This window comes from Nitrospirillum amazonense, from assembly GCF_007828045.1.
GTDB classification, from domain to species: domain Bacteria; phylum Pseudomonadota; class Alphaproteobacteria; order Azospirillales; family Azospirillaceae; genus Nitrospirillum; species Nitrospirillum amazonense_C.
On sequence record NZ_VITN01000013.1, the window covers coordinates 145,331 to 163,626 of the forward strand.

Consider the following 18,296-nt stretch of genomic DNA (forward strand, 5'->3'; position numbering starts at 1 on the left):
GTTTTAGTTATGGCGAGTCCCCGCCGCTTGACGGTCGCTATCATCGGCCGGCCCAATGTCGGCAAGTCGACTCTGTTCAATCGACTTGCCGGTAAGAAGCTGGCCATTGTCGACGATACCCCGGGCGTCACCCGGGACTGGCGATCCGCCGACGGCTATCTGGCCGGCATCGAGCTGACGGTGGTGGACACCGCCGGCCTGGAAGAGGCGTTCGACGACAGTCTGGAGGCGCGCATGCGCCGCCAGACGGAACGCGCGATCGAACGGGCCGACGTCGGCCTGTTCATCGTGGACGCCCGTGCCGGCATCACGCCGCTGGACCGCCACTTCGCTGCCTGGCTGCGCAAGGGCAAGACGCCCATCATCCTGGTGGCCAACAAGTGCGAGGGCAACGCCGGCAAGCCCGGGCTCATGGAATGCTATGAGCTGGGGCTGGGCGATCCCGTGCCCCTGTCCGCCGAGCATGGCGAGGGCATGGCCGACCTGGTGGACGCCCTGACCCCCTACCTGCCCCCCGCCGAGCCGGAGGAAGAGGAGGAGGAGGCCGAAGGCCCCCTGGACGACGAGGCGGCCGAGGCCCGGGACAACGCCAAGCCCCTGCAACTGGCCATCGTTGGCCGGCCCAACGTGGGCAAGTCCACCCTGCTGAACAGCTTGCTGGGGGAGGAGCGTGTGCTGACCGGTCCCGAGGCCGGCATGACCCGTGACGCCATCGCGGCGGAGTGGACGTGGCGCGACCGGCCGGTGAAGCTGGTCGATACCGCCGGCCTGCGCCGCCGCGCCCGCGTGGAAGACAAGCTGGAAAAACTGGCGGTGGCCGACACCCTGCGGGTCGTGCGCATGGCCCACGTGGTGGTGTTGGTGCTGGATGCCGATGCCATCCTGGACAAGCAGGACCTGACCATCGCCCGCCAGGTGATCGAGGAAGGCCGCGGCCTGGTCATCGCCGTCAACAAGTGGGACGCCGTGGCCAACCGCGCCGAGGCCCTGCAGCAGCTGAGCGATCGGCTGGAGACGTCGCTGCCGCAGGTGCGGGGCATTCCCACCATCACCATTTCCGCCCTGAAGCAGCAGAAGCTGGACGTGCTGCTGGACGCGGCGTTCGAGGTCTACCGCCTGTGGAACCGCCGCATCCCCACGGCCCAGCTGAACCGCTGGCTGCAGGGCATGCTGGAATCGCACCCGCCGCCCCTGGTGGACGGCCGCCGTCTGAAAATCCGCTACATGACCCAGGTGAAGGCCCGCCCGCCAACCTTCGCCCTGTTCAGCAGCCGCCCGGTGGAAATTCCGGAACATTACACGCGCTACCTGATCAACGGCCTGCGCGAGACGTTCAAGCTGCCGGCCGTTCCCCTGCGCTTCCTGCTGCGCAAGGGCAGCGACAACCCGTTCGACTGACCAGGCGGCCAGTTCTAGTGGCCCGGTTATTGGGATTGATTGCCCATCGTAAAAAGGGAAGTGGTCATCCGCTTCCCTTTTTTGTTGGAACGCGCGTGAGGGGGGCGGCTTTTCTATTTTCTTCTGGGGACGGGGGGGATCGCCTATAGTGTCGTTGGAAGTCGAATCCGGGCCGCCGGGTCGCGAGGCTGGGGACGCAGGGCTGGGACATGGGATTGAAATTCCGCAGCTGCAAGTTTGAGCTGCTGGGCCTGGAAGAGGGCCGCTGGACCATCCTTTTCATTGGCGACACCGAGGAAATGGCGGTGGCCGAGGCCAACCGCCGGCTGGCCCAGGGCAAGCTGAAGGCCGTGCGCGTCATGGCCGTGCGCACGGTCATGAACGCCTTTCCCACCGGCACCCTGGTGTTCGAGAAGACCGCGCCCGAGGTGGTCAAGCCCAGCGTGCTGCGCGAGGCGCCGGATGGCACGCCGCTCTGCTCCGCGCCGGAGGATCTGTACGGCCGCCAGTCGCGCCGCGCCATCGCGCTGATCTTGAGGGATTACCTGACGCGCCAGCAGATCAGCCCGACCGAGCTTTTGCACGGTGCCACCCACCTCCGCCGATTGCAGGACACCGGCGCCATGTTGCAGGCGGCCCTGCACAAGGCGGCCACGGTACAGTCCAAGGTGACGGGCCAAAATGCCCGCGCCCGTATCGCCGACCTGGACCGCTATGTCGATGCCGTCGCCCAGAAGGCCCGCGATTTCCAGGCGAACAGCCGCAAGTGGTCCGTGCCCCTGAACGGCGGCGCGGCGGAGCTCAGCGCCGCGGTGGAGCGGCTGGTGGGACCGGAAGGCCACGACCATGCCTTCTACAGCCTGCTGACCGTACGCCTGGCGGGCATCCGCACCCTGGGCGGCAAGCTGGAGGAGGTGATGCGGTTGGCCACGCCGGAAACGCCCTGGCGATTGCAGGAAATGCTGGGCGGCATCGCCGCCGACCTCCTGCGTTTTTCCGACGTCATCCAGGACCTGTTCGGCAACCAGCGCTGCCTGTCCGATTTTCTGATCGCGCTGACCGACCTGTTGCGCGACCCGGCGGCCGTAGCGGCGAAGGCTGAGGCTGAAAGCAAGGTGCCCACGCCCATGGGCCTGCTGGCCAAGTTGCTGGCCGATGACCGGCTGCCGGAGGGCCGGGAAGTGTTGCTGGAATGGCTGACCACGGAGCTGGCCAGCGAGCATCCGCTGAACCGTCACGACCCCAAGAGCGAAGGCAGCGAGCTTACCCGTGTCGCCGTGGCGCTGACGGCCAATGGCGCCATCGTCGGGGGAGAGGTCGTGGAACAGGCGCTGGCGGCGCGCCGGCTGATCCAGCGCCAGCAGACCCTGCGCGGCGAGGGCCTGCATATGATCGCCGACAGTCTCAAGCCGAACTGACGCAGGCAGCCCAAAGCCGCCCGGGAGAGGCGCCTTTGGGAAGGGCGCTCAGCCCGCGGCCGCCAAGGGATCCTGGTCGTCGGCGCCGTCCATGCCGCGGCGGTAATCCTGCAGGCGGGTGGTGCGCAGGGCCCGGGGGCCGTGGGCATCGATCAGCCGCTGCCACGACAGGAACTCTTCCTCCGACAAGGTATAACGCGCGCATGCCTCCTGCATGGTCAGCAGGCCGCTGCGCACCCCGTCCACCACCTGGGCCTTGCGCCGCATCACCCATCGCTTGGTGTCGGGCGGCGGAAGGTCATCCAGGGTCAGGCCTCTGCCCTGCGCGGAGGCCTTGGCCGCATGACGACCGATCCCCCCGTTAAACGGCGCGCGGGGGCCGCGTCCGGCTTCCTGTGCCGACATGCCTTACCTCATACGGTGCCTGTGCGCCCTGGACTCCACCAGGACCTGCAGCACCATAAGGGCGGGGGCGTTAAGAAGAGCTGAATGCCCCTATCACTTTCAGGCAGGTTCCCTTGGGTGCTACGCGCCGGCGAGCACGGTGGTGACATCGCTCATGTTCACCGTCATGTCGCCCATCTGCAGGGTGGGGGTGGTGCCGGACATGTCGACGCCGGTCACCTTGCCCGCCACCTTCACGGTGGTGTCCACCGCCTTGCCGCTGCTGTCGGTGGCGGTGACCTTCACGCTGTAGGTGCCGTCGGGCAGCACCTTGCCGGAGCTGTCCTTGCCGTCCCAGGAATAGTTGTGGGTGCCGGCGGCGCCGGACACGTCGGTGCTGCTGACCAGGGCGCCGGTGCTGTCATAGACCGACATGGTGGCGGAGGCGGCGGTACCGCCATAGGTGACGGAGACGTTGGCCGTGCTGTTCTGCAACGGGAACTTGTCGCCTTCCATCTCGACATACTTGCCCAGGTAGTTCAGCGCCTGGCTGGACTGGCCCCCGGCCAGCGTCGACTGGATGGACTTCAGCTGGTTGTTGGCTTCGATCTGCTGTTCGACCGAGCTCATCTGCACCAGCTGCTGCGTCATCTGGTTGGTGTCCATGGGCGACGTCGGGTCCTGGTTCTTCAACTGCGTGGTCAGCAGCGTCAGGAACGTCGTGTAGTTGTTCGTCAGGTCACTCAGCGGGTTGCTGGCCGGCGTGTTGCTGCCCGACGAACCGCTGGGGTTGACGTTGTTGGTGTTGCTGGAACCGCTGACGGCATCGGTCATGATCGCTACTCCCTCAAATCTATCGTCAGATCCGCACGTCGACGCGGCCGAGCGACGGGATGATGGTGTCTTCTGACGCGGCCTCCTCGGGGGCGGCCGTGTCGTCCATGGAGAATTGGGCGCCGTTCTGCCCGCCGCGGCGTTCCTGCTGCTGCTGGGCCTGGCTGTCGTCCTTCAGGTTGAAGGACAGACTGTCGTTGTCGGTCTGCAAGCCGGCATCCTGAAGGGCGGTCTTCAGGTCGTCGGAGTTGCGCTGCAGCAGGTCCAGCGTCTTGGCGTTGTCCGCCGTCACGCTGGCCCGCACCTTCCCGTCCTTGTGGAAGTCCAGCTTCACGTCGATGCTGCCCATATCGTCCGGGGTCAGCTGGATGGTGACGCTGTCCATGCCGTTGCTGGCGGCTTTCTGAAAGCCCATCGTCACCTGTTGCAGCACCGGTGGGTACTGTGCCGGGCGGGCCGTCTGGGCCGTGCCGGCCATCTGGGCGGCGAAGCCGGTGGGGAAGGTGTGCTGGCCATCGACCAGGCCCATGAAGCCGCTGGCGTTCAGGGCCGCGTCGCTGGCCGAGGCCGAGCCGCTGGCGCCGTCCGTGGCGGCGGGCAGCAGGCCGTTCTCGGTCGTGGTCAGCAGGCCGTTGCTGGCGGTGTTGGCCCGCCCGGCCTGCTGCTGTTGCAGCAGCGCCTGCAGGGTGGCCTGGGCCGAGGTGGCGGTGTTGGCGGCAGTGTTGCCATTGGCGGCGGCGTTGGCCAGCGTCGCCATGGGCGCCGTCGCCGCCGGCGTGGCCGCGTCGCCCACCTTGGCCAGGGGGGCCGCGGCGGCGGCATGGGCGTCGGCGTAGATCATGCCATCGTCGGCCGGTGCCGCCAGGACGCCGTTGCTGCCACTGTCGTCGGTGGCGCTGCCGGCCGTCTGTTGCCGGGCCTGGTCCGCGGTGGCGGCCCCGGACTTTTGGTCGGAGAGGGTCGTGGCGGTCACGGTGGCGCCCTGCGGCTTCGCCGTGTCGCCCTTGGCGCCCTTGGGCGCGCCGGTTTTGAGGCCGGAGCCCGAGGCGGCCACGCCGTCGGCCTTGCCCGTCTTGGTGGCGCCATCCGTCGCCGCGGCGGCGGCCGTGGCGGCCAGCGCGGTGGCATCGGCCACGGTGCCGGCCTGGGCCTTGGTCGCCTGGGCTTGGACGGTCTGGGCCTGAACAGCCTGCGATTGAACAGCCTGGGCCGCCTGGGTCTGGGCTGCCTGCGATTGAACTGTTTGGGTCTGGGTCGGGGCGGCGTTGACGAGCGGAGCGGCGGTGGATGCGCGGCTGGTGACCGGCGGGGCGCCGGCGGCCAGTGCCGCGGCCTTCTGGTCGGCCACGGCCAGGCTGGCTGCTGCTGCGGAGGCGGCGCTGCCCTTGGCGGATGGGACTGGGCTGGCCTGCATGGCCTGGGCCGCCAGCGCCGCGTCGGCGGCGGTGGGCTCGGTCACCGGCGTCATGCCGGGGAGCGCCATGCTGGCCTGGGATGGGCCCGTTTGGGACGCGCCGATCTGGACCGCATTCGTCTGGGGCGCACCAATCTGGACCGCATCGGCTTTGGCGGCGTTGGCCTGGACTGCATCCGCCTGGGCGGTAGCGGCCTGGGCGGCCGCTTGACCGGCGGCCGTCGCGTTCGTGGCCGTGGCGGCATCCGCCTTGATGGCGTCCGATGGCATCTGGCCGGCGGTGGTCTGCGCGACCGGAACGGGAGGGGTGGGCTGCTGCTGCCCGCCCATGGCGGCGGCCAATGCCGCCAGCGTGGTGTCGGTGGCGGCGCCGTCCTGCGTGGCGGCGGCGGTTTGGCCGTCGGTGGCGCCGTCGGCCGCATCGGCCATGGCGGTCTTGGCCGACCAATGGGTCTGTGTCCAGCCGGTGGCGGGCTGCAGTGCCGACGGCGTGTTGGCGGTGATGCCGGTCATGAGGGCGGTCACGGCCGTGCCCGTGGTGGCGCTGGCCGGAACCAGCCCGCCCTTGGCCTGCACGCCGCCCTTGCCCGTGGCGAAGGGAATGGTGGACGGCGTGAAGGGGGAGGGGATCGCAGCGCCATTGGCGCCGCCCGCGCCCTGGCCGGCGGTGAGAAAGGCGCCACCCTGGCCCGCCGACTGACCGGCGGCGGTGTTGGCGTCGACCATACCGCTCAGCAACTGGGTGAACAGGTCCGCCGCCTCGCCGCCCGCCGCCGTGCCGCCCAGGATGCCGGACGCGGTGGTCCCCTGGGTGGGGAACAGGCTTTGAACGGACTGGAAACCGGTCATGTGTCGCTTCCTCGGGCCTGGGCACGTCCACCGCCGGATGGCGGGGACGGTGGCGGGCAAGACGCCCACCGCCTGGGAAAGCAATCGACGTGCCAGGCCTTCGAAAGGGCCCAGCCCAGGTTTTTCAACGGTTTTTCAGGATGGAACTGTTGGATGACGGGAAAAACGCCCGCCGGGGATGGGAGCTTCTTGCCGCAGGGGGAAGAATCTGCCGCCCCTTGGGCGCCCCCATGCGCCAGCGCCCGCCACCGGCGTGGCGGCCAGGGCGGGGCGGGCGAATGCCGGGAGGTGTCGGGTCAGGTCAGAGGCACTGGTTCACGGCCAGGGGCGGGATGCCGGCCCGGCGATAGCCCGCCGGACGGGCGGCGCCATGCTTGGCGACGTAGCCCTGTTCCTGGTTTCGCTGCTTGTTGATGGTGTTGACCATGATGTTGACCACCGACTGCGCCACGGCGGCTGCGGCCCGCAGCGTGGTGGCGTTCTCCATGGATTCCTTGTGGAACAGTTCGGCCAAGTTCCTCATGCGTGCCTTCAGCTCCGGACTGAGGGCGCGCAAGCCCACCATGTCCAGGCTGATGATGCGCACCGCGTCCTCATAGCTCTTGGTCAGCAGGTGCTTGCGTTCCACCAGGGCCAGCATGGCCTTGATGTCGCGCTTTTTCAGCAGCGCCGTCTCTTCCTGGTACAGGGCCATCAGCCGCTCCATGGCGGCGATCAGCGACAGGGCGCGGGCTTCGGCCGGGCTGGCCATGGCCGGGGCGGGCGGGGGCAGGGAGGGGGTGTCGCTGGGGGTCATGGCGTGTCATCCGAGGCGGCGTCGGAACTGATGGCGGGGCTGGTGGCGGCATCCAGCGGCATGTGCTGGGCCAGTGTGGCCTGCGCCTGGGCATAGGCGTTCTTGGGCGCCGCGGCCCCCGCGGCGGCGTTCTGGGGGCGATGCAGCGGGTCGGCGCCGGCCGCCTTTTCCTGCATGCGCATCATTTCCTTCTTGATCTCATCGGCGATGCCCAGGCCACCGCCCTTGGTGATGGCCTTGGCCTGCTCTTCGATCATCATGCCGCGGAACATCTCCTCCGCATGGCCGCCGCCGAAGTTCTCATCGACCTTCACGCCTTCCCACATGTGTTGCAGCATCTGGCTGATGAAGACGGACTCGAACTCCTTGGCCGCCTTCTCGATGGCCGCGTCGTCCTTCATGCCGTTTCCGGGCCCGGCCTGCGGCTTGGGCGTCCCCTTTGCGTCCATGAGGGCCTTGGCATCGTAGCCGGGGGGCGACAGCTTCATGTCGTCGCTCATCACATCACCTTCAGTTCGGCCTGCAGGGCGCCGGCGGCCTTGATCGACTGCAGGATGGAGATCATGTCGCGGGGGCTGACGCCCAGGGCGTTCAGGCTCTGCACCAGGTCCTGCAAGGACACGCCGGAGGGCAGGATCGCCAGCTTCTTCCCCTGTCCGTCGTCCACCTGGATGTTGGTGCGGGGCACGGTGGTGGTGGTGCCGCCGCTCAAGGGGCCGGGCTGGGAGACCTGCGGCGTCTCCGTGATCTTGATGGTCAGGTTGCCCTGGGCGATGGCGACCGTGTTGATGCGCACGTTCTCACCCATCACGATCACGCCCGAGGCCTCGTCGATGACCACGGTGGCCGGGTTGTCGGGGGCCACCTTCAGCTGCTCGATGTCGCGCATGAAGCCCACCAGGTCGGCCTTGCGGCCGGCCGGCACGTTCACCGTCACGTTGGACGGGTCCATGGCCATGGCCGTGCCCATGCCGATGGCGGCGTTGATGGCGTCGGCGATGCGCTTGGCGGTGGTGAAGTCGGGATTGTGCAGGGCCAGGTGCAGCGCCTGCATGTCGGACATCCGGAAGTCCACGGTACGTTCCACCAGGGCGCCGGCGGCGATGCGGCCGGCGGTGGGGACGCCGCGCGTGACGCTGGCGGCGGCACCCTGCGCGGTGAAGCCGGAAATGGCCACGGGGCCCTGGGCCACGGCATAGACGTCGCCGTCGGGCGCCAGCAGGGGCGTGCCCACCAGGATGCCGCCCTGCAGGCTCTTGGCGTCACCCAGCGTGCCCACCTGTACGTCGATGCGCGTGCCCTGCGCCGCGAAGGGGGGCAGGGTGGCGGTGACCATGACGGCCGCCACGTTCTTGGTGGTCAGCGTGGTGCCGCGGATGTTCACGCCCAGGCGCTCCAGCATGCCGTACAGGCTCTGCTGCGTGAAGGGCGCGTTGTTGATGGTGTCGCCGGTGCCGTTCAGGCCGACGACCAGGCCGTAGCCCACCAGGACGTTGTCGCGCACGCCCTCCACATCCACGATGTCCTTCAGGCGCGACTGCGCGCCGGCCGGTTGGGCGGCACCCAGGGCCAGGACAGCGGCCAGCACGACGGCGGCGCGCTTCAGGGCGCGGCCCAGGGCGGTGCCCGAGGCTGTGGCGGAACGGATGCGGGCGTTCGTGAACGGGTCGTGCGTGAACACGGGGGGGATACTCCCTGAAACAGATGCCGCTCCCCTAGCGAACTTCATGCCAACCGCAGCATGCGCCCAAAGCTGGCGGTTTCCCAGGGGCAGCCGCTGGAACCAGGGCCGTCAGCCCGCCGTTATGACCAGAGGCGGCCGAATATCCCCGGCAAAAATTGCCCTATGCGCGTCTTCCCTGCGGGTGGTAACAATAAGACAGGCCGCAGGCCCGCCAAACCGGCGGAATCGCCCCCTTTTTCCGGTTTCGTCGGGGGAGGAATGGGTGAAGAGGTCCGGATGTACCGGGCGGCTGGCCCAGATTGCGGTGGCGGCACGACATGAAGATTCAAGGTCCCGGTTCCTCCCTTCCCTCCAGCCAGACGCGCAAAACGCAACGGGCCGGTGGCGATAGCTTCCGCACCCAGGTGTCGGAAGGCGACGGTGATGAGGGCGTGAAGTCTGTGACCGGCGCGCAGACCGCGATGGCCATCACGCCGCTGCTGGCCTTGCAGGAGGTCGACGACGCGCTGAACTCCAAGCGCAAGGCCCGCCAGCGCGCGGAAAACCTGTTGGACAAGCTGGACGAGCTGCGGCTGGGCCTGCTGGCCGGCACCTTCCCGCGCGAACGTCTGCAGGACCTGGTGCGCATGGTGCAGAGCCGGCGCGAGACGGTGGCCGACCCCCGCCTGCAGGAAGTGCTGGATGAGATCGACCTGCGCGCGCAGGTGGAATTGGCCAAGTTCGAATCGGCTTCGCGCTAGGGCGCGGGGAAGGGGGCGGCTCACGCGGGCGCCCGCGGACGGAGAGCCCGTCCTATTCTTATACGCTTATACCTGTAATCCGAATGGCCGGCCGCCTTCTCGCTTTGGGCGGGAGTGGGCAAAATCGCCATCCATTTCAGTGACTTAAACATCGCATGCCGGCGCTGCGCGCAGTATTGCGGGTTGCGTTGCGTCTCCCTATACTCCGCGCCGTCTCGATCACACTGGATTCGGACCAAAACATATGTCGTCTCCGATACTTCCCCCGGATTACCGCCCGTCCGAGGATGAGCCGTACATGAGCCCCGTGATGACGGAGTACTTCCGTCAGAAGCTGCTGCAATGGCGCGCGGAGCTTTTGAAAGAGTCCACCGAAACCCTGGTCAATCTGCAGGATGGCGGCATTCAGGAACCGGATATCGCCGACCGCGCCTCGGCGGAAACCGACCGTTCCCTGGAACTGCGGACCCGGGACCGGGAGCGCAAGCTGATCAGCAAGATCGATGAGGCCATCGAACGAATCGAGCTGGGCGAATACGGCTATTGCGAGGAGACGGGGGAGCCCATCGGCGTCCGCCGCCTGGAGGCCCGCCCCATCGCCACCCTGTCGGTGGAGGCCCAGGAGCGGCATGAGCGGATGGAGCGCACGCAGCGCGACGATTGATTCGCCACCGATCTGGCAGTGGCTGACCAGCAGTGGCCGGATACCAGTACCTGGATAAAAGAAGGGCCGGTGCACGCGACACCGGCCCTTTTCAGTTTGTTCGAGGTCAACAAAGGTCCACAGAGGCCCCGTGGACGCGGGGGACTAACAGGCGAAAATGGAACTCGGGTGATCCGCTGCGGCCGCGCCGGCTGGAAGGTTGCGGACCGGAAGGCTGATGGGAAGCCCGGCGGCGGGGGCACCGCCGGGCCGTTGGATCAGGCGGTCATCAGAAGGGCAGGAGGACATCCAGCAGCTGCTGGCCGTAGCGTTCCTGCTGCACGTCGGTGATCTGGCCGCGGCCGCCGTAGGAAATGCGGGCTTCGGCGATCTTCTCGTACGAGATGGCGTTGGTGTTGTCGATGTCCTCGGGCCGGATGATGCCCTGGATGGTCAGCTCGCGCAGTTCGTAGTTCACGCGCACTTCCTGCTTGCCCTGGATGACGAGGTTGCCGTTGGGCAGTACCTGGGTGATCAGGGCGGCGATCTTCAGGTCGATTTGTTCGGAACGGGCGACGGTGCCCTTCCCGTCCGACGCCTTGGCGCTGGTGGTGGACACCAGGCTGGATGCCGAGGTGGCGGAGTTCAGCACCTTGGGGATCTGGGCCTCCAGGCCGAAGAAGTTGGGGATGCCCATGCTGTCGGAATTGGCGCGCGACCGCTTGGTCTCATCCGACACGTTGGCGCTGTCGTTGATGGAAATGGCGATGGTCAGGATGTCGCCGGTCTGGCTGGCGCGTTGGTCCTTGAAGAAGGCGCGGGCGCCCGGGCGCCACAGCGAGTTGGCCTGACGCTCCAGCACCGGCGGCGTGGGCATGGGCATGCGCACCGGCTGGTAGCCCTTCTGCGTCGTGGGGTCGGACAGGGTGCTCATGTCCGGCGCCTTACCGATGTTGTTGATGCGGTCGACGGCGCCGCAGCCGCTGAGCGCCACGGTGGCGGCGGTGGCGATGAGGAGAGCGCGGATGGTGGAAGGCACAGGCATGATGTCTCTCCTCAATTCAGGGCGGTGCGGGTGGCGCGGGCGGTGGTGGTGTTGAACTGCCCTAGGGGGGCCTGGGCCGTTGGTTGCACCATGACCAGGTCGGGGCCGGCCACGCGGGCGTCGATGGTCCGGTTGCTGGCGGTGTTGGTGACGCGGATGATCTCGTTGACGCCGCCTTCGGTCTGGGCGCGGCCCTGAACCGTCAGGATCATGTTGCCGGACTGCAGCATCATGGTGACCAGGGCGCCGCGAGTGACCACCACCGGCGCCCGCACCTCGTCGGCGCGCACCGGCTGGTAGGGGCTGGCGCCGTGGCGCACGGTCAGGCCGATCAGGTCGCGGGCCTCGGTCACCACGTCGCCGCTGATGCGGGTGCGCGGCACCTTGGTCCATTCCACGTCGCTGGCGGCGATGGTCTCGCCCGGGGCCACGCGGCGGTTCAGCACCGGCAGGGTGACCATGACGGCCACGCGGGCGCCAAAGCTCTGGCGGATGACGGGTTCGCCCTTGGCGGGGATCACCAGGTCGCCGGTGGCGCGGCCGCGGGCGGCGTCGTAGTTCACGTTGGCGAAGCCGATGCTGCTGTCGCTGTTGGCCGGCAGGCGCAGGACGGTGCCGGGGTTGTCCAGCTGCACTTCCATGCCCGCCGGCGCGCCGGCGTCGGCCAGGGCCTTGGTGAAGGCGGCCTGGATCTGGTCGGCGGTCACGTCCACCGATGGACGGCTGACGATCACGCGCTCGTTGCCGGTCGACTTCCAATCCACGCCGTTGGCGGCGGCGATGCGGTCCAGCACCGTGGCGTCGTAGGTGATGCGGTGGCCCGGCGCCGGGGCTTGGCCGATGACGATGGTGGCCTGGTTGGGGCCCAGCGCGTCGAACAGGTCGCCCAGGTGGATGGTGTCGGCATTGACGTCCACATCGCCATGCAGGTCGGCGGCCATGGCGGCGCCGGCGCTGAAGAGGATGCTGGTGCCCAGCAGGATGGTGGCCAAGGCTTTCATGACTGTTCTCCGCTATCCGCCGTCATCACTTCATGTTCGTGATGGACTGCAGCATCTGGTCCGTCGTGGTCACGACGCGCGAGTTCATCTCGTAGGCGCGTTGCGCCTGGATCAGGTTGGTGATCTCGGTCACGACGTTGACGTTGGAGGTTTCCAGCGCGTTCTGCGTGATGCGGCCGAAACCGGTGGAGCCGGGGACGGCGGTGGCCGGCTGGCCCGAGGCCGGGGTTTCCAGCAGCAGGTTGTCGCCGATGGCCTCCAGGCCGGCCGCGTTGGGGAAGTTCGCCAGGGTCAGCTGGCCGACGATGGCCGGATTCACTTGGCCGTCGATCTTGGCCTGCACCTGGCCCGAGGCGTCCACCGAGATGTCCACCGCGTTCTGCGGGATGGTGAAGCCGGGGTTCAGCAGGTAGCCGTCGGAGGTGACGACCTGGCTGTTGGCGTTCAGCGAGAAGGAACCGGCGCGGGTGTAGGCGATCTGGCCGCTGGGCAGCGTCACCTGGAAGAAGCCGTTGCCGTTGATCGCCAGGTCCAGGCTGTTGCCGGTGGTGGTGATGTTGCCCTGCTCGTTGATGCGGTACACGGCCGCCGTCTTCACGCCGGCGCCGATCTGGATGCCGGTGGGGACGATGGTGCCGGCGTCGGACGAGTTGGAACCGACCCGGCGCATGTTCTGGTAGAGCAGATCCTGGAATTCGGCGCGCTGACGCTTGAACCCGGTCGTCGTCATGTTTGCGATGTTGTTCGAGATGACTTCGACGTTGGTCTGCTGGGCCTGCATGCCCGTGGCGGCGATGGAGAGGCTACGCATGATCTGTTTCTCCTACTTCTTCGGCGTCACTGGGGCGTTATTGGGCTTTGGCGAGGTGGGTGATCGCGTTGCGGATGCGATCATGTTCCTCGTCCACCAGCTTCTGGGTCATCTGGTACTGGCGCAGCACGTCGATCATCGCGGTGGATTCGACGATGGCCTGCACGTTGGAGGCTTCGACCGCACCCTGCGTCACCTGCGGGTTGGCCGAGGGGCGCGGCGTCTGGGTGGTGGTCATGAGGCCGCCGCCCAGGGTCTGCATCTGCTGCTGGTCGTCGAAGGTGACGACCTTCAGCTTGCCCAGCTGGGCGCGGTCGGCCATCACGGTGCCGTCGCCCTGGATCTTCAGGTCGGTGGTGCCGTCGGGAACGGTGATGCGGTTGTCGTTGGTGTCCAGCACGGGCAGGCCGTTCTGGTCCACGATCTCACGACGGTCGTTCAGCTGGAAATTGCCGGCGCGGGTGTAGCGCGGGCCGGACAGGGTCTCCACCGTGAAGTACCCGTCGCCCTTCAGCGCCAGGTCCAGGGTGTTGTTGGTCACCTGCAGGGCGCCGGCGCGGGTGTCGCGCATCAGGCCGTAATCCTGGACGAAGGAGACCCGTTCGCCGCGGGCCGGCTTCTCCAGGTATTCCTGGAACAGCATGCGCTGCTGCTTGTAGCCCGTCGTGTTCATGTTGGCGATGTTGTTCGCCACCACATCCAACTGCCGGGACAGCGCCTCCTGACGGGACAGCGCCACGTAAATCGGGTTTTCCATTTTCGCCTCGAACGTCGCTGCCGGTCGATGCCGGCCGCTTGTTAGTCGCCTCCCTATATGCAGGGGGTGTGCCAACATTCGAGGTGAAGGAAATTCAAGTGCTTAGCTGCGGAGGGGGGAGGTAGGGGCGGCAGGGGCTTCCCCTCGCGGCAGTTTCTGCCGGACCAGGGGGGCCAAACCCGCCCCGGGGGGCCGTTTTTACCCCCGGTCCAGCGCCCGCCCTAAAAGCGGACCGCCCGCCCCTTAAGGGGCGGGCGGTCGAACCTTGAACCGGATGGAGGATGCCAGGGTCAGGCGGCGTCGGCCGCGACCTGCATCTTCACGATCTTGTCCGGGTCGGTGACGCTGCCGTTGTCACGGCGGCTGCCCTTCTTCAGGGCGTCGACGAATTCCATGCCCTCGGTGACCTTGCCCCAGACGGTGTACTGGCGGTCCAGGAAGGTGGCGTCGTCGAAGCAGATGAAGAACTGGCTGTCGGCGCTGTCCGGGTTCATGGCGCGGGCCATGGAGCAGACGCCGCGCACATGCGGCTCGGCCGAGAATTCCGCCTTCAGCTTCTTGCCCGAACCGCCGGTGCCGTCGCCGATGGGACAGCCGCCTTGGGCCATGAAGCCCTCGATGACGCGGTGGAAGCTCAGGCCGTTGTAGAAGCCGTCGCGGGCCAGTTCCTTGATGCGGGCGACATGGTTGGGGGCCAGGTCGGGGCGGAGCGCGATGACGACGCGGCCGGCCGGCAGGTCGAGATACAGGGTGTTCTCAAGATCCATTTTGGGAAGCTCGTTCTTGTGGTGGGCGCGTCCGTGTCCGGCTTTGCCGGTCGGCGGACCATAGCGCCCCCGCCGGCCGATTTGAACCGCCCTTCTGGCGCAGCCGCCCCCCGCCCGCGGCAAAATTGGCGCGTGGGGGACCCAAAACCGGCAAGCGCCTTGCATGAGGAGGCGATCAAGGTCGGTGACCGGACCTTCTTGCCGCACACAGGGGGCTGTGGCGCTGCTTGTGGTCCGGCGGCGGTCTTGCCACTCTCCACCACGGTTCCGGGCACCACCGGGGCCGGGAAGGACTTATACATCCTATGTCCATGCCGCCGTTACGGCCGCCGCCCGGAATGCGGCCCCCCGACCTGCGCGCGCCCAAGGCCAAGCGTCGCCCGACGCCCGGCGCGGGACGCCTGCCGTCGTGGCGGGCCGCGTTGGAGGGGTGGCGGTGGCCGATCCCGTTCAAGGCCGGCCTGCCGCCATGGGGGGGCCGCTGGCTATGGGGCTTGGTGCCCCTCACCCTGGCCATCGCGGGGGGCATTTTGGCCGGCCGGCTGATTTTGCCGGCCACGGCGGAACAGCGGCTGAAGGCGGCCCTGGTCGAGGCCGGCTTCGCCGATGCCCAGGTGACGGTGCGGCACGCCGGCTGGGGCTGGCTGGAGGCGGGCGTGCGCCTGCAGCCGGGACTGGAGGCCGACACCGCGCTGGTGACCTTCGCCGGCCTGGTGCCCTGGGGCCAGCCGGCGCGCCTGGCGCTGACCGGGGTCAGCCTGGATGCCGGCCATCTGAACGGGCAGGCCCTGGCGCGCCTGACGGATCTGCCCATCGACCATGTGGACATTGGATCGGCCCAATTGATCCACGGTGACTGGTCCATGCCCTTGGCCCTGCACGCCACGCTCGATCACAAGGCGGGGGACGGGGCGGAAGCGGGCGCTTGGCAGGGGCAGGCGGTGATGGAGCCGGCGGCCGGCTGGCCGGCGCTTGCCGTGACCGTCAGCCTGACCAAGACGGCGGATGGTCCAGCACTGCGGCTGGCCGCGGCGCCGGGTGCCACCCCGATGGTGTCGGGCACCCTGGCCGCAGGCCCCAAGGGCACGGCCAAGGCTGAACTGACGGTAACGGACCTGCGCGTGCGCGATTGGGGCGGCCCCATTTCCGCCCACCTGGTGGCGCAAGGCGACGGGGACCGATGGACCGTGAGCGCCACCGCCGAGACGCCCGCCGCCCACCTGGCCTTGGAGGGCGCCAAGCCCTGGATCGGCATGCAGGGGACCGGCACGCAGGCCGCCATGCCCGCCGCGCCGTGGGGGACGACCCTGCGCGCCCGGGGCGCCGGGACCTGGAGCGGCGAGGGTCTGCTGACCGTGGCCGGCACCGCCGGGGGCGGCGCCTTGGCCGTGACCGTCGCGGCGGAGGGGATGACGGCGCCGGAACTGCCGCTGATGGCCGCCTTCCTCAACGGCGGCGGAAACCTGACGCCGGAAGGCGATGGCGCCTGGCGCCTGGATCTGACCCGTGCGGCGCAAGTGGGGGGGCGGTTGCGGGACGGACGGGGCACGCCGGTCAGCCTGGGCTGGGACCCCGGTGCCGACGGCCACCTCACGGTGGCCTGGCGCGGTGGCTGGGGCAAGGAACGCCGGGGGCATGCCGAGGCACAGGGTGCCCTGGTGGGGCGCCTGGGGCCGGCGGCCGCGCCACTCATCGCCGGTGGCACCACCGGCCTGCACATCGCCGCCGATTGGGATGCCGGGGGCTTGAGTGCCCTGGAGGCGTCCGCCGCGTCAGTGGAGGCGCCGGTGCTGCTGGGCGGTACGCTGGAAGGGGCCCATCTGTCCGCCGGCTTCGATCGCGCCAACCGCGCCCATTCCGGGCAACTGACGCTGGATGGCGGCCGTGTGCGGGGTGCGATGCTGCCGCCCCTGGCCTTGGCCGTCACCCTGTCCGGCGATCCGGCCGCCACGCTGACCCTGGCGGGCCAGGCCCGCGGGTTGGACACGCCCCTGATCCTGGGGCTCAGCGGCCATTGGATCGGGGCGGAAAAGCGGGGGGAGGCGGCGGCGGTGCTGGAGCCGCTGACACTGTCCAACGTGCCGGATCTCAGCCGCCTGCTGCCCGGCGCCGGTCTGGCGGGACCGGTCCAGGGCCTGGGCACGGTGGCAGGCCGCGCCCATCTGTCTTGGGAGCAGGGGCATCTGACCGCGTCGGGGGAGGTGCGGGCCGATGCCGTCAGCCTCGCCAGCCCGTCCCTGGCCATCGACGGCCTCAAGGGGGCGGTGGCGCTGGACGGGCTGTTCCCGCTGCACAGTCCGCCTGTCCAGCATATCGAGGCCAAGGCCGTGCGCGCCGCCCTGGCGCTGGAGGACGTGGGGCTGGATTTCCAACTGGCGGAGGGCCGGGTGCTGCTGCAAGGCGGCGATTTGGCCTGGGCCGGCGGCCACGTGCATCTGTCGCCGGAGGAGGGTGGCGGCTTCAGCGCCACGGTGGCGGAGGTGGATTTGGCCCAGGCGTTGCCGGCCTGGGCGGCGGCCGGCTACACCCTGCAAGGAAAGCTGGGCGGGCGCCTGCTGGGGCGCTTCGACGGCATGGCGCCGGTGCTGGCCTACGGCGGCCTGCAGGCGGAGGCGCCCGGCCATATCGGCTATGCGGATACGACCGGCGCCGGCGTGCCGGTGGTGCTGAACCCCGACCACAACGGCAAGGTGGCCCTGGTGACCCGGGCACTGGCCGATTACGACTATCAAGCCCTGACGCTGGAGCCCAAGGGCCCCATCCTGACCGACCCACGCGCCCGCCTGCTGCTGCGCGGCGTCAACCCGGGGTTCTATGGCGGCTATCCGGTCGACTTGGACCTGGAATTGGACGCCGGCGACCTGTCCGCCACCAGTGCCGCAGAGCGACGGCAGTAGCGGACGGTGGATGTTCGCCGGCGCCTGAGCGTGCCCTTGACCATGGTCGATCAAGCGCCGCGCGCATCAAGGGAACGGGCAGTGATCGCCCACCACGTCCACGAAGGAGCGTGAGCCGGGGCTGATCTTGAAGCGGTACTCGGTGTCGTCGATGATCACCGAATGCTGCAGCGGCAGCATGCCCGTGGTCTGGGTTTCCTTGCCGTTCTTGTCGGTGAACTTCAGGGTGACCGGCTTGGCCGGGTCGAACCAGGATTGCGGCGCGCCGTCCGGGCTGCGCGACGTGGCGCCCTCGCCAGAGACGGTGATGGCGCCGTCGGCGAAGCCGGCCGAGGTGTTGGGACCCTTGTACAGCGAGGTCGACAGGACAAAGCGTTTGGTCTCCGCCTTGCCGCAGGAGCGGGGGGTGCCCGTCTGCTCAATGATCAGCGCCAGGCGGCCGGCGTCCACACCCTCCACCATCTTCTTGGCCAGCAGGTCCTTCAACCGGCCCAGGTCGCCCGTGGGCACGTCGCGGTCATAGCGCACTTGCAGCTCGCTGACGCGCACTTCGGCGGTCTGCAGCGCCGCTTGCAGCTGGGCGACCTTGCGCTCGGTCTCCTCCTTGGCGGACTGGGCCTGGGTCAGCTGCGTCTGCAGGCTTTGTTCCCGCCGGATCAACTGTTCCTGCCCCACCTCATAGCTGAAGGCGCAGGCGACGCCGACGACACCGGCCAGCAGCAGGAACTTGCCCAGACGCCCCCAGAAACGGCGGCGGGCCCGGCGGCTGTGATCATAGAGGCCATAACTCATGGTGGCGCCAACACCCAGCAGATAGGTCAGGGAGAACAAGGAATTAGTAAGCCCGGGAAACAACGT

The 18,296-nt window shown here is 68.6% G+C and carries 17 protein-coding genes; 5 read left to right on the forward strand and 12 right to left on the reverse strand.

From position 1 onward, the window contains the following. The first annotated feature begins 9 nt into the window (after positions 1–9). Both der and FBZ89_RS19725 read left to right on the forward strand, forming a co-directional pair. Positions 10–1,398, forward strand: coding sequence for a ribosome biogenesis GTPase Der (gene der, locus FBZ89_RS19720; RefSeq protein WP_145751556.1), 1,389 nt, complete (start codon positions 10–12; stop codon positions 1,396–1,398). Positions 1,399–1,607: 209 nt separating this feature from the next. Next, positions 1,608–2,816 (forward strand): hypothetical protein, encoded by a 1,209-nt coding sequence (locus FBZ89_RS19725; protein ID WP_145751557.1) that lies wholly within the window; start codon positions 1,608–1,610, stop codon positions 2,814–2,816. A gap of 48 nt (positions 2,817–2,864) precedes the next feature. Here FBZ89_RS19725 and sciP read toward each other — a convergent pair whose 3' ends face one another. The 6 genes from sciP to FBZ89_RS19755 all read right to left on the reverse strand — a co-directional run bounded on the left by sciP (position 2,865) and on the right by FBZ89_RS19755 (position 8,774). Next, the gene (sciP, locus tag FBZ89_RS19730; protein ID WP_145751558.1) at positions 2,865–3,221 is read right to left on the reverse strand and encodes a CtrA inhibitor SciP; all 357 of its coding nucleotides are present in this window, start codon (positions 3,219–3,221) and stop codon (positions 2,865–2,867) included. Between the two features lie 120 nt (positions 3,222–3,341). Next, entirely contained in the window at positions 3,342–4,034 is a 693-nt protein-coding gene (locus tag FBZ89_RS19735; protein WP_145751559.1) for a flagellar hook capping FlgD N-terminal domain-containing protein, read from the reverse strand. 25 nt (positions 4,035–4,059) lie between these two features. Continuing rightward, a complete protein-coding gene (locus FBZ89_RS19740; protein ID WP_145751560.1) occupies positions 4,060–6,297 on the reverse strand; it encodes a flagellar hook-length control protein FliK in 2,238 nt (745 codons plus the stop codon). 301 nt (positions 6,298–6,598) lie between these two features. Beyond that, on the reverse strand, positions 6,599–7,093 hold the full coding sequence (locus tag FBZ89_RS19745; RefSeq protein WP_145751561.1) for a hypothetical protein: 495 nt from the start codon (positions 7,091–7,093) through the stop codon (positions 6,599–6,601). Beyond that, positions 7,090–7,593 (reverse strand): rod-binding protein, encoded by a 504-nt coding sequence (locus FBZ89_RS19750; protein WP_145751562.1) that lies wholly within the window; start codon positions 7,591–7,593, stop codon positions 7,090–7,092. The genes FBZ89_RS19745 and FBZ89_RS19750 overlap by 4 nt, the downstream gene beginning before the upstream one ends. After that, entirely contained in the window at positions 7,593–8,774 is a 1,182-nt protein-coding gene (locus tag FBZ89_RS19755) for a flagellar basal body P-ring protein FlgI (RefSeq protein WP_425465970.1), read from the reverse strand. The genes FBZ89_RS19750 and FBZ89_RS19755 overlap by 1 nt, the downstream gene beginning before the upstream one ends. A 320-nt stretch (positions 8,775–9,094) precedes the next feature. Between FBZ89_RS19755 and FBZ89_RS19760 the strand changes: the two genes are divergently transcribed. Together FBZ89_RS19760 and dksA are read left to right on the forward strand one after the other, a co-directional pair. Next, positions 9,095–9,517, forward strand: a complete 423-nt coding sequence (locus tag FBZ89_RS19760) for a flagellar assembly protein FliX (protein ID WP_145751564.1) — start codon at positions 9,095–9,097, stop codon at positions 9,515–9,517. Between the two features lie 244 nt (positions 9,518–9,761). Then, positions 9,762–10,181, forward strand: coding sequence for an RNA polymerase-binding protein DksA (dksA, locus tag FBZ89_RS19765; protein ID WP_004272667.1), 420 nt, complete (start codon positions 9,762–9,764; stop codon positions 10,179–10,181). 268 nt (positions 10,182–10,449) lie between these two features. Here the strand turns inward: dksA and flgH are convergent, their stop codons facing one another. From flgH to FBZ89_RS19790, 5 genes are all read right to left on the reverse strand, one after another. Next, positions 10,450–11,205 (reverse strand): flagellar basal body L-ring protein FlgH, encoded by a 756-nt coding sequence (gene flgH, locus FBZ89_RS19770; RefSeq protein WP_145751565.1) that lies wholly within the window; start codon positions 11,203–11,205, stop codon positions 10,450–10,452. Positions 11,206–11,216: 11 nt separating this feature from the next. Beyond that, the gene (flgA, locus tag FBZ89_RS19775; RefSeq protein ID WP_145751566.1) at positions 11,217–12,206 is read right to left on the reverse strand and encodes a flagellar basal body P-ring formation chaperone FlgA; all 990 of its coding nucleotides are present in this window, start codon (positions 12,204–12,206) and stop codon (positions 11,217–11,219) included. 25 nt (positions 12,207–12,231) lie between these two features. Next, positions 12,232–13,017: a flagellar basal-body rod protein FlgG gene (gene flgG, locus FBZ89_RS19780; protein ID WP_145609227.1), complete on the reverse strand. Its 786-nt coding sequence runs from the start codon at positions 13,015–13,017 to the stop codon at positions 12,232–12,234. A 37-nt stretch (positions 13,018–13,054) separates the two neighbouring features. Then, positions 13,055–13,774: a flagellar basal-body rod protein FlgF gene (gene flgF / locus FBZ89_RS19785; protein ID WP_145751567.1), complete on the reverse strand. Its 720-nt coding sequence runs from the start codon at positions 13,772–13,774 to the stop codon at positions 13,055–13,057. Between the two features lie 290 nt (positions 13,775–14,064). Then, positions 14,065–14,541: a peptidylprolyl isomerase gene (locus tag FBZ89_RS19790; RefSeq protein ID WP_004272662.1), complete on the reverse strand. Its 477-nt coding sequence runs from the start codon at positions 14,539–14,541 to the stop codon at positions 14,065–14,067. Positions 14,542–14,879: 338 nt separating this feature from the next. Here FBZ89_RS19790 and FBZ89_RS19795 point away from each other — a divergent pair, with 338 nt between their 5' ends. Further along, complete coding sequence (locus tag FBZ89_RS19795) at positions 14,880–17,438, forward strand: intermembrane phospholipid transport protein YdbH family protein (protein ID WP_145751568.1); 2,559 nt, start codon at positions 14,880–14,882, stop codon at positions 17,436–17,438. 66 nt (positions 17,439–17,504) lie between these two features. Here FBZ89_RS19795 and FBZ89_RS19800 read toward each other — a convergent pair whose 3' ends face one another. Beyond that, positions 17,505–18,269, reverse strand: coding sequence for a hypothetical protein (locus tag FBZ89_RS19800; RefSeq protein ID WP_145609230.1), 765 nt, complete (start codon positions 18,267–18,269; stop codon positions 17,505–17,507). Positions 18,270–18,296: the final 27 nt, after the last annotated feature.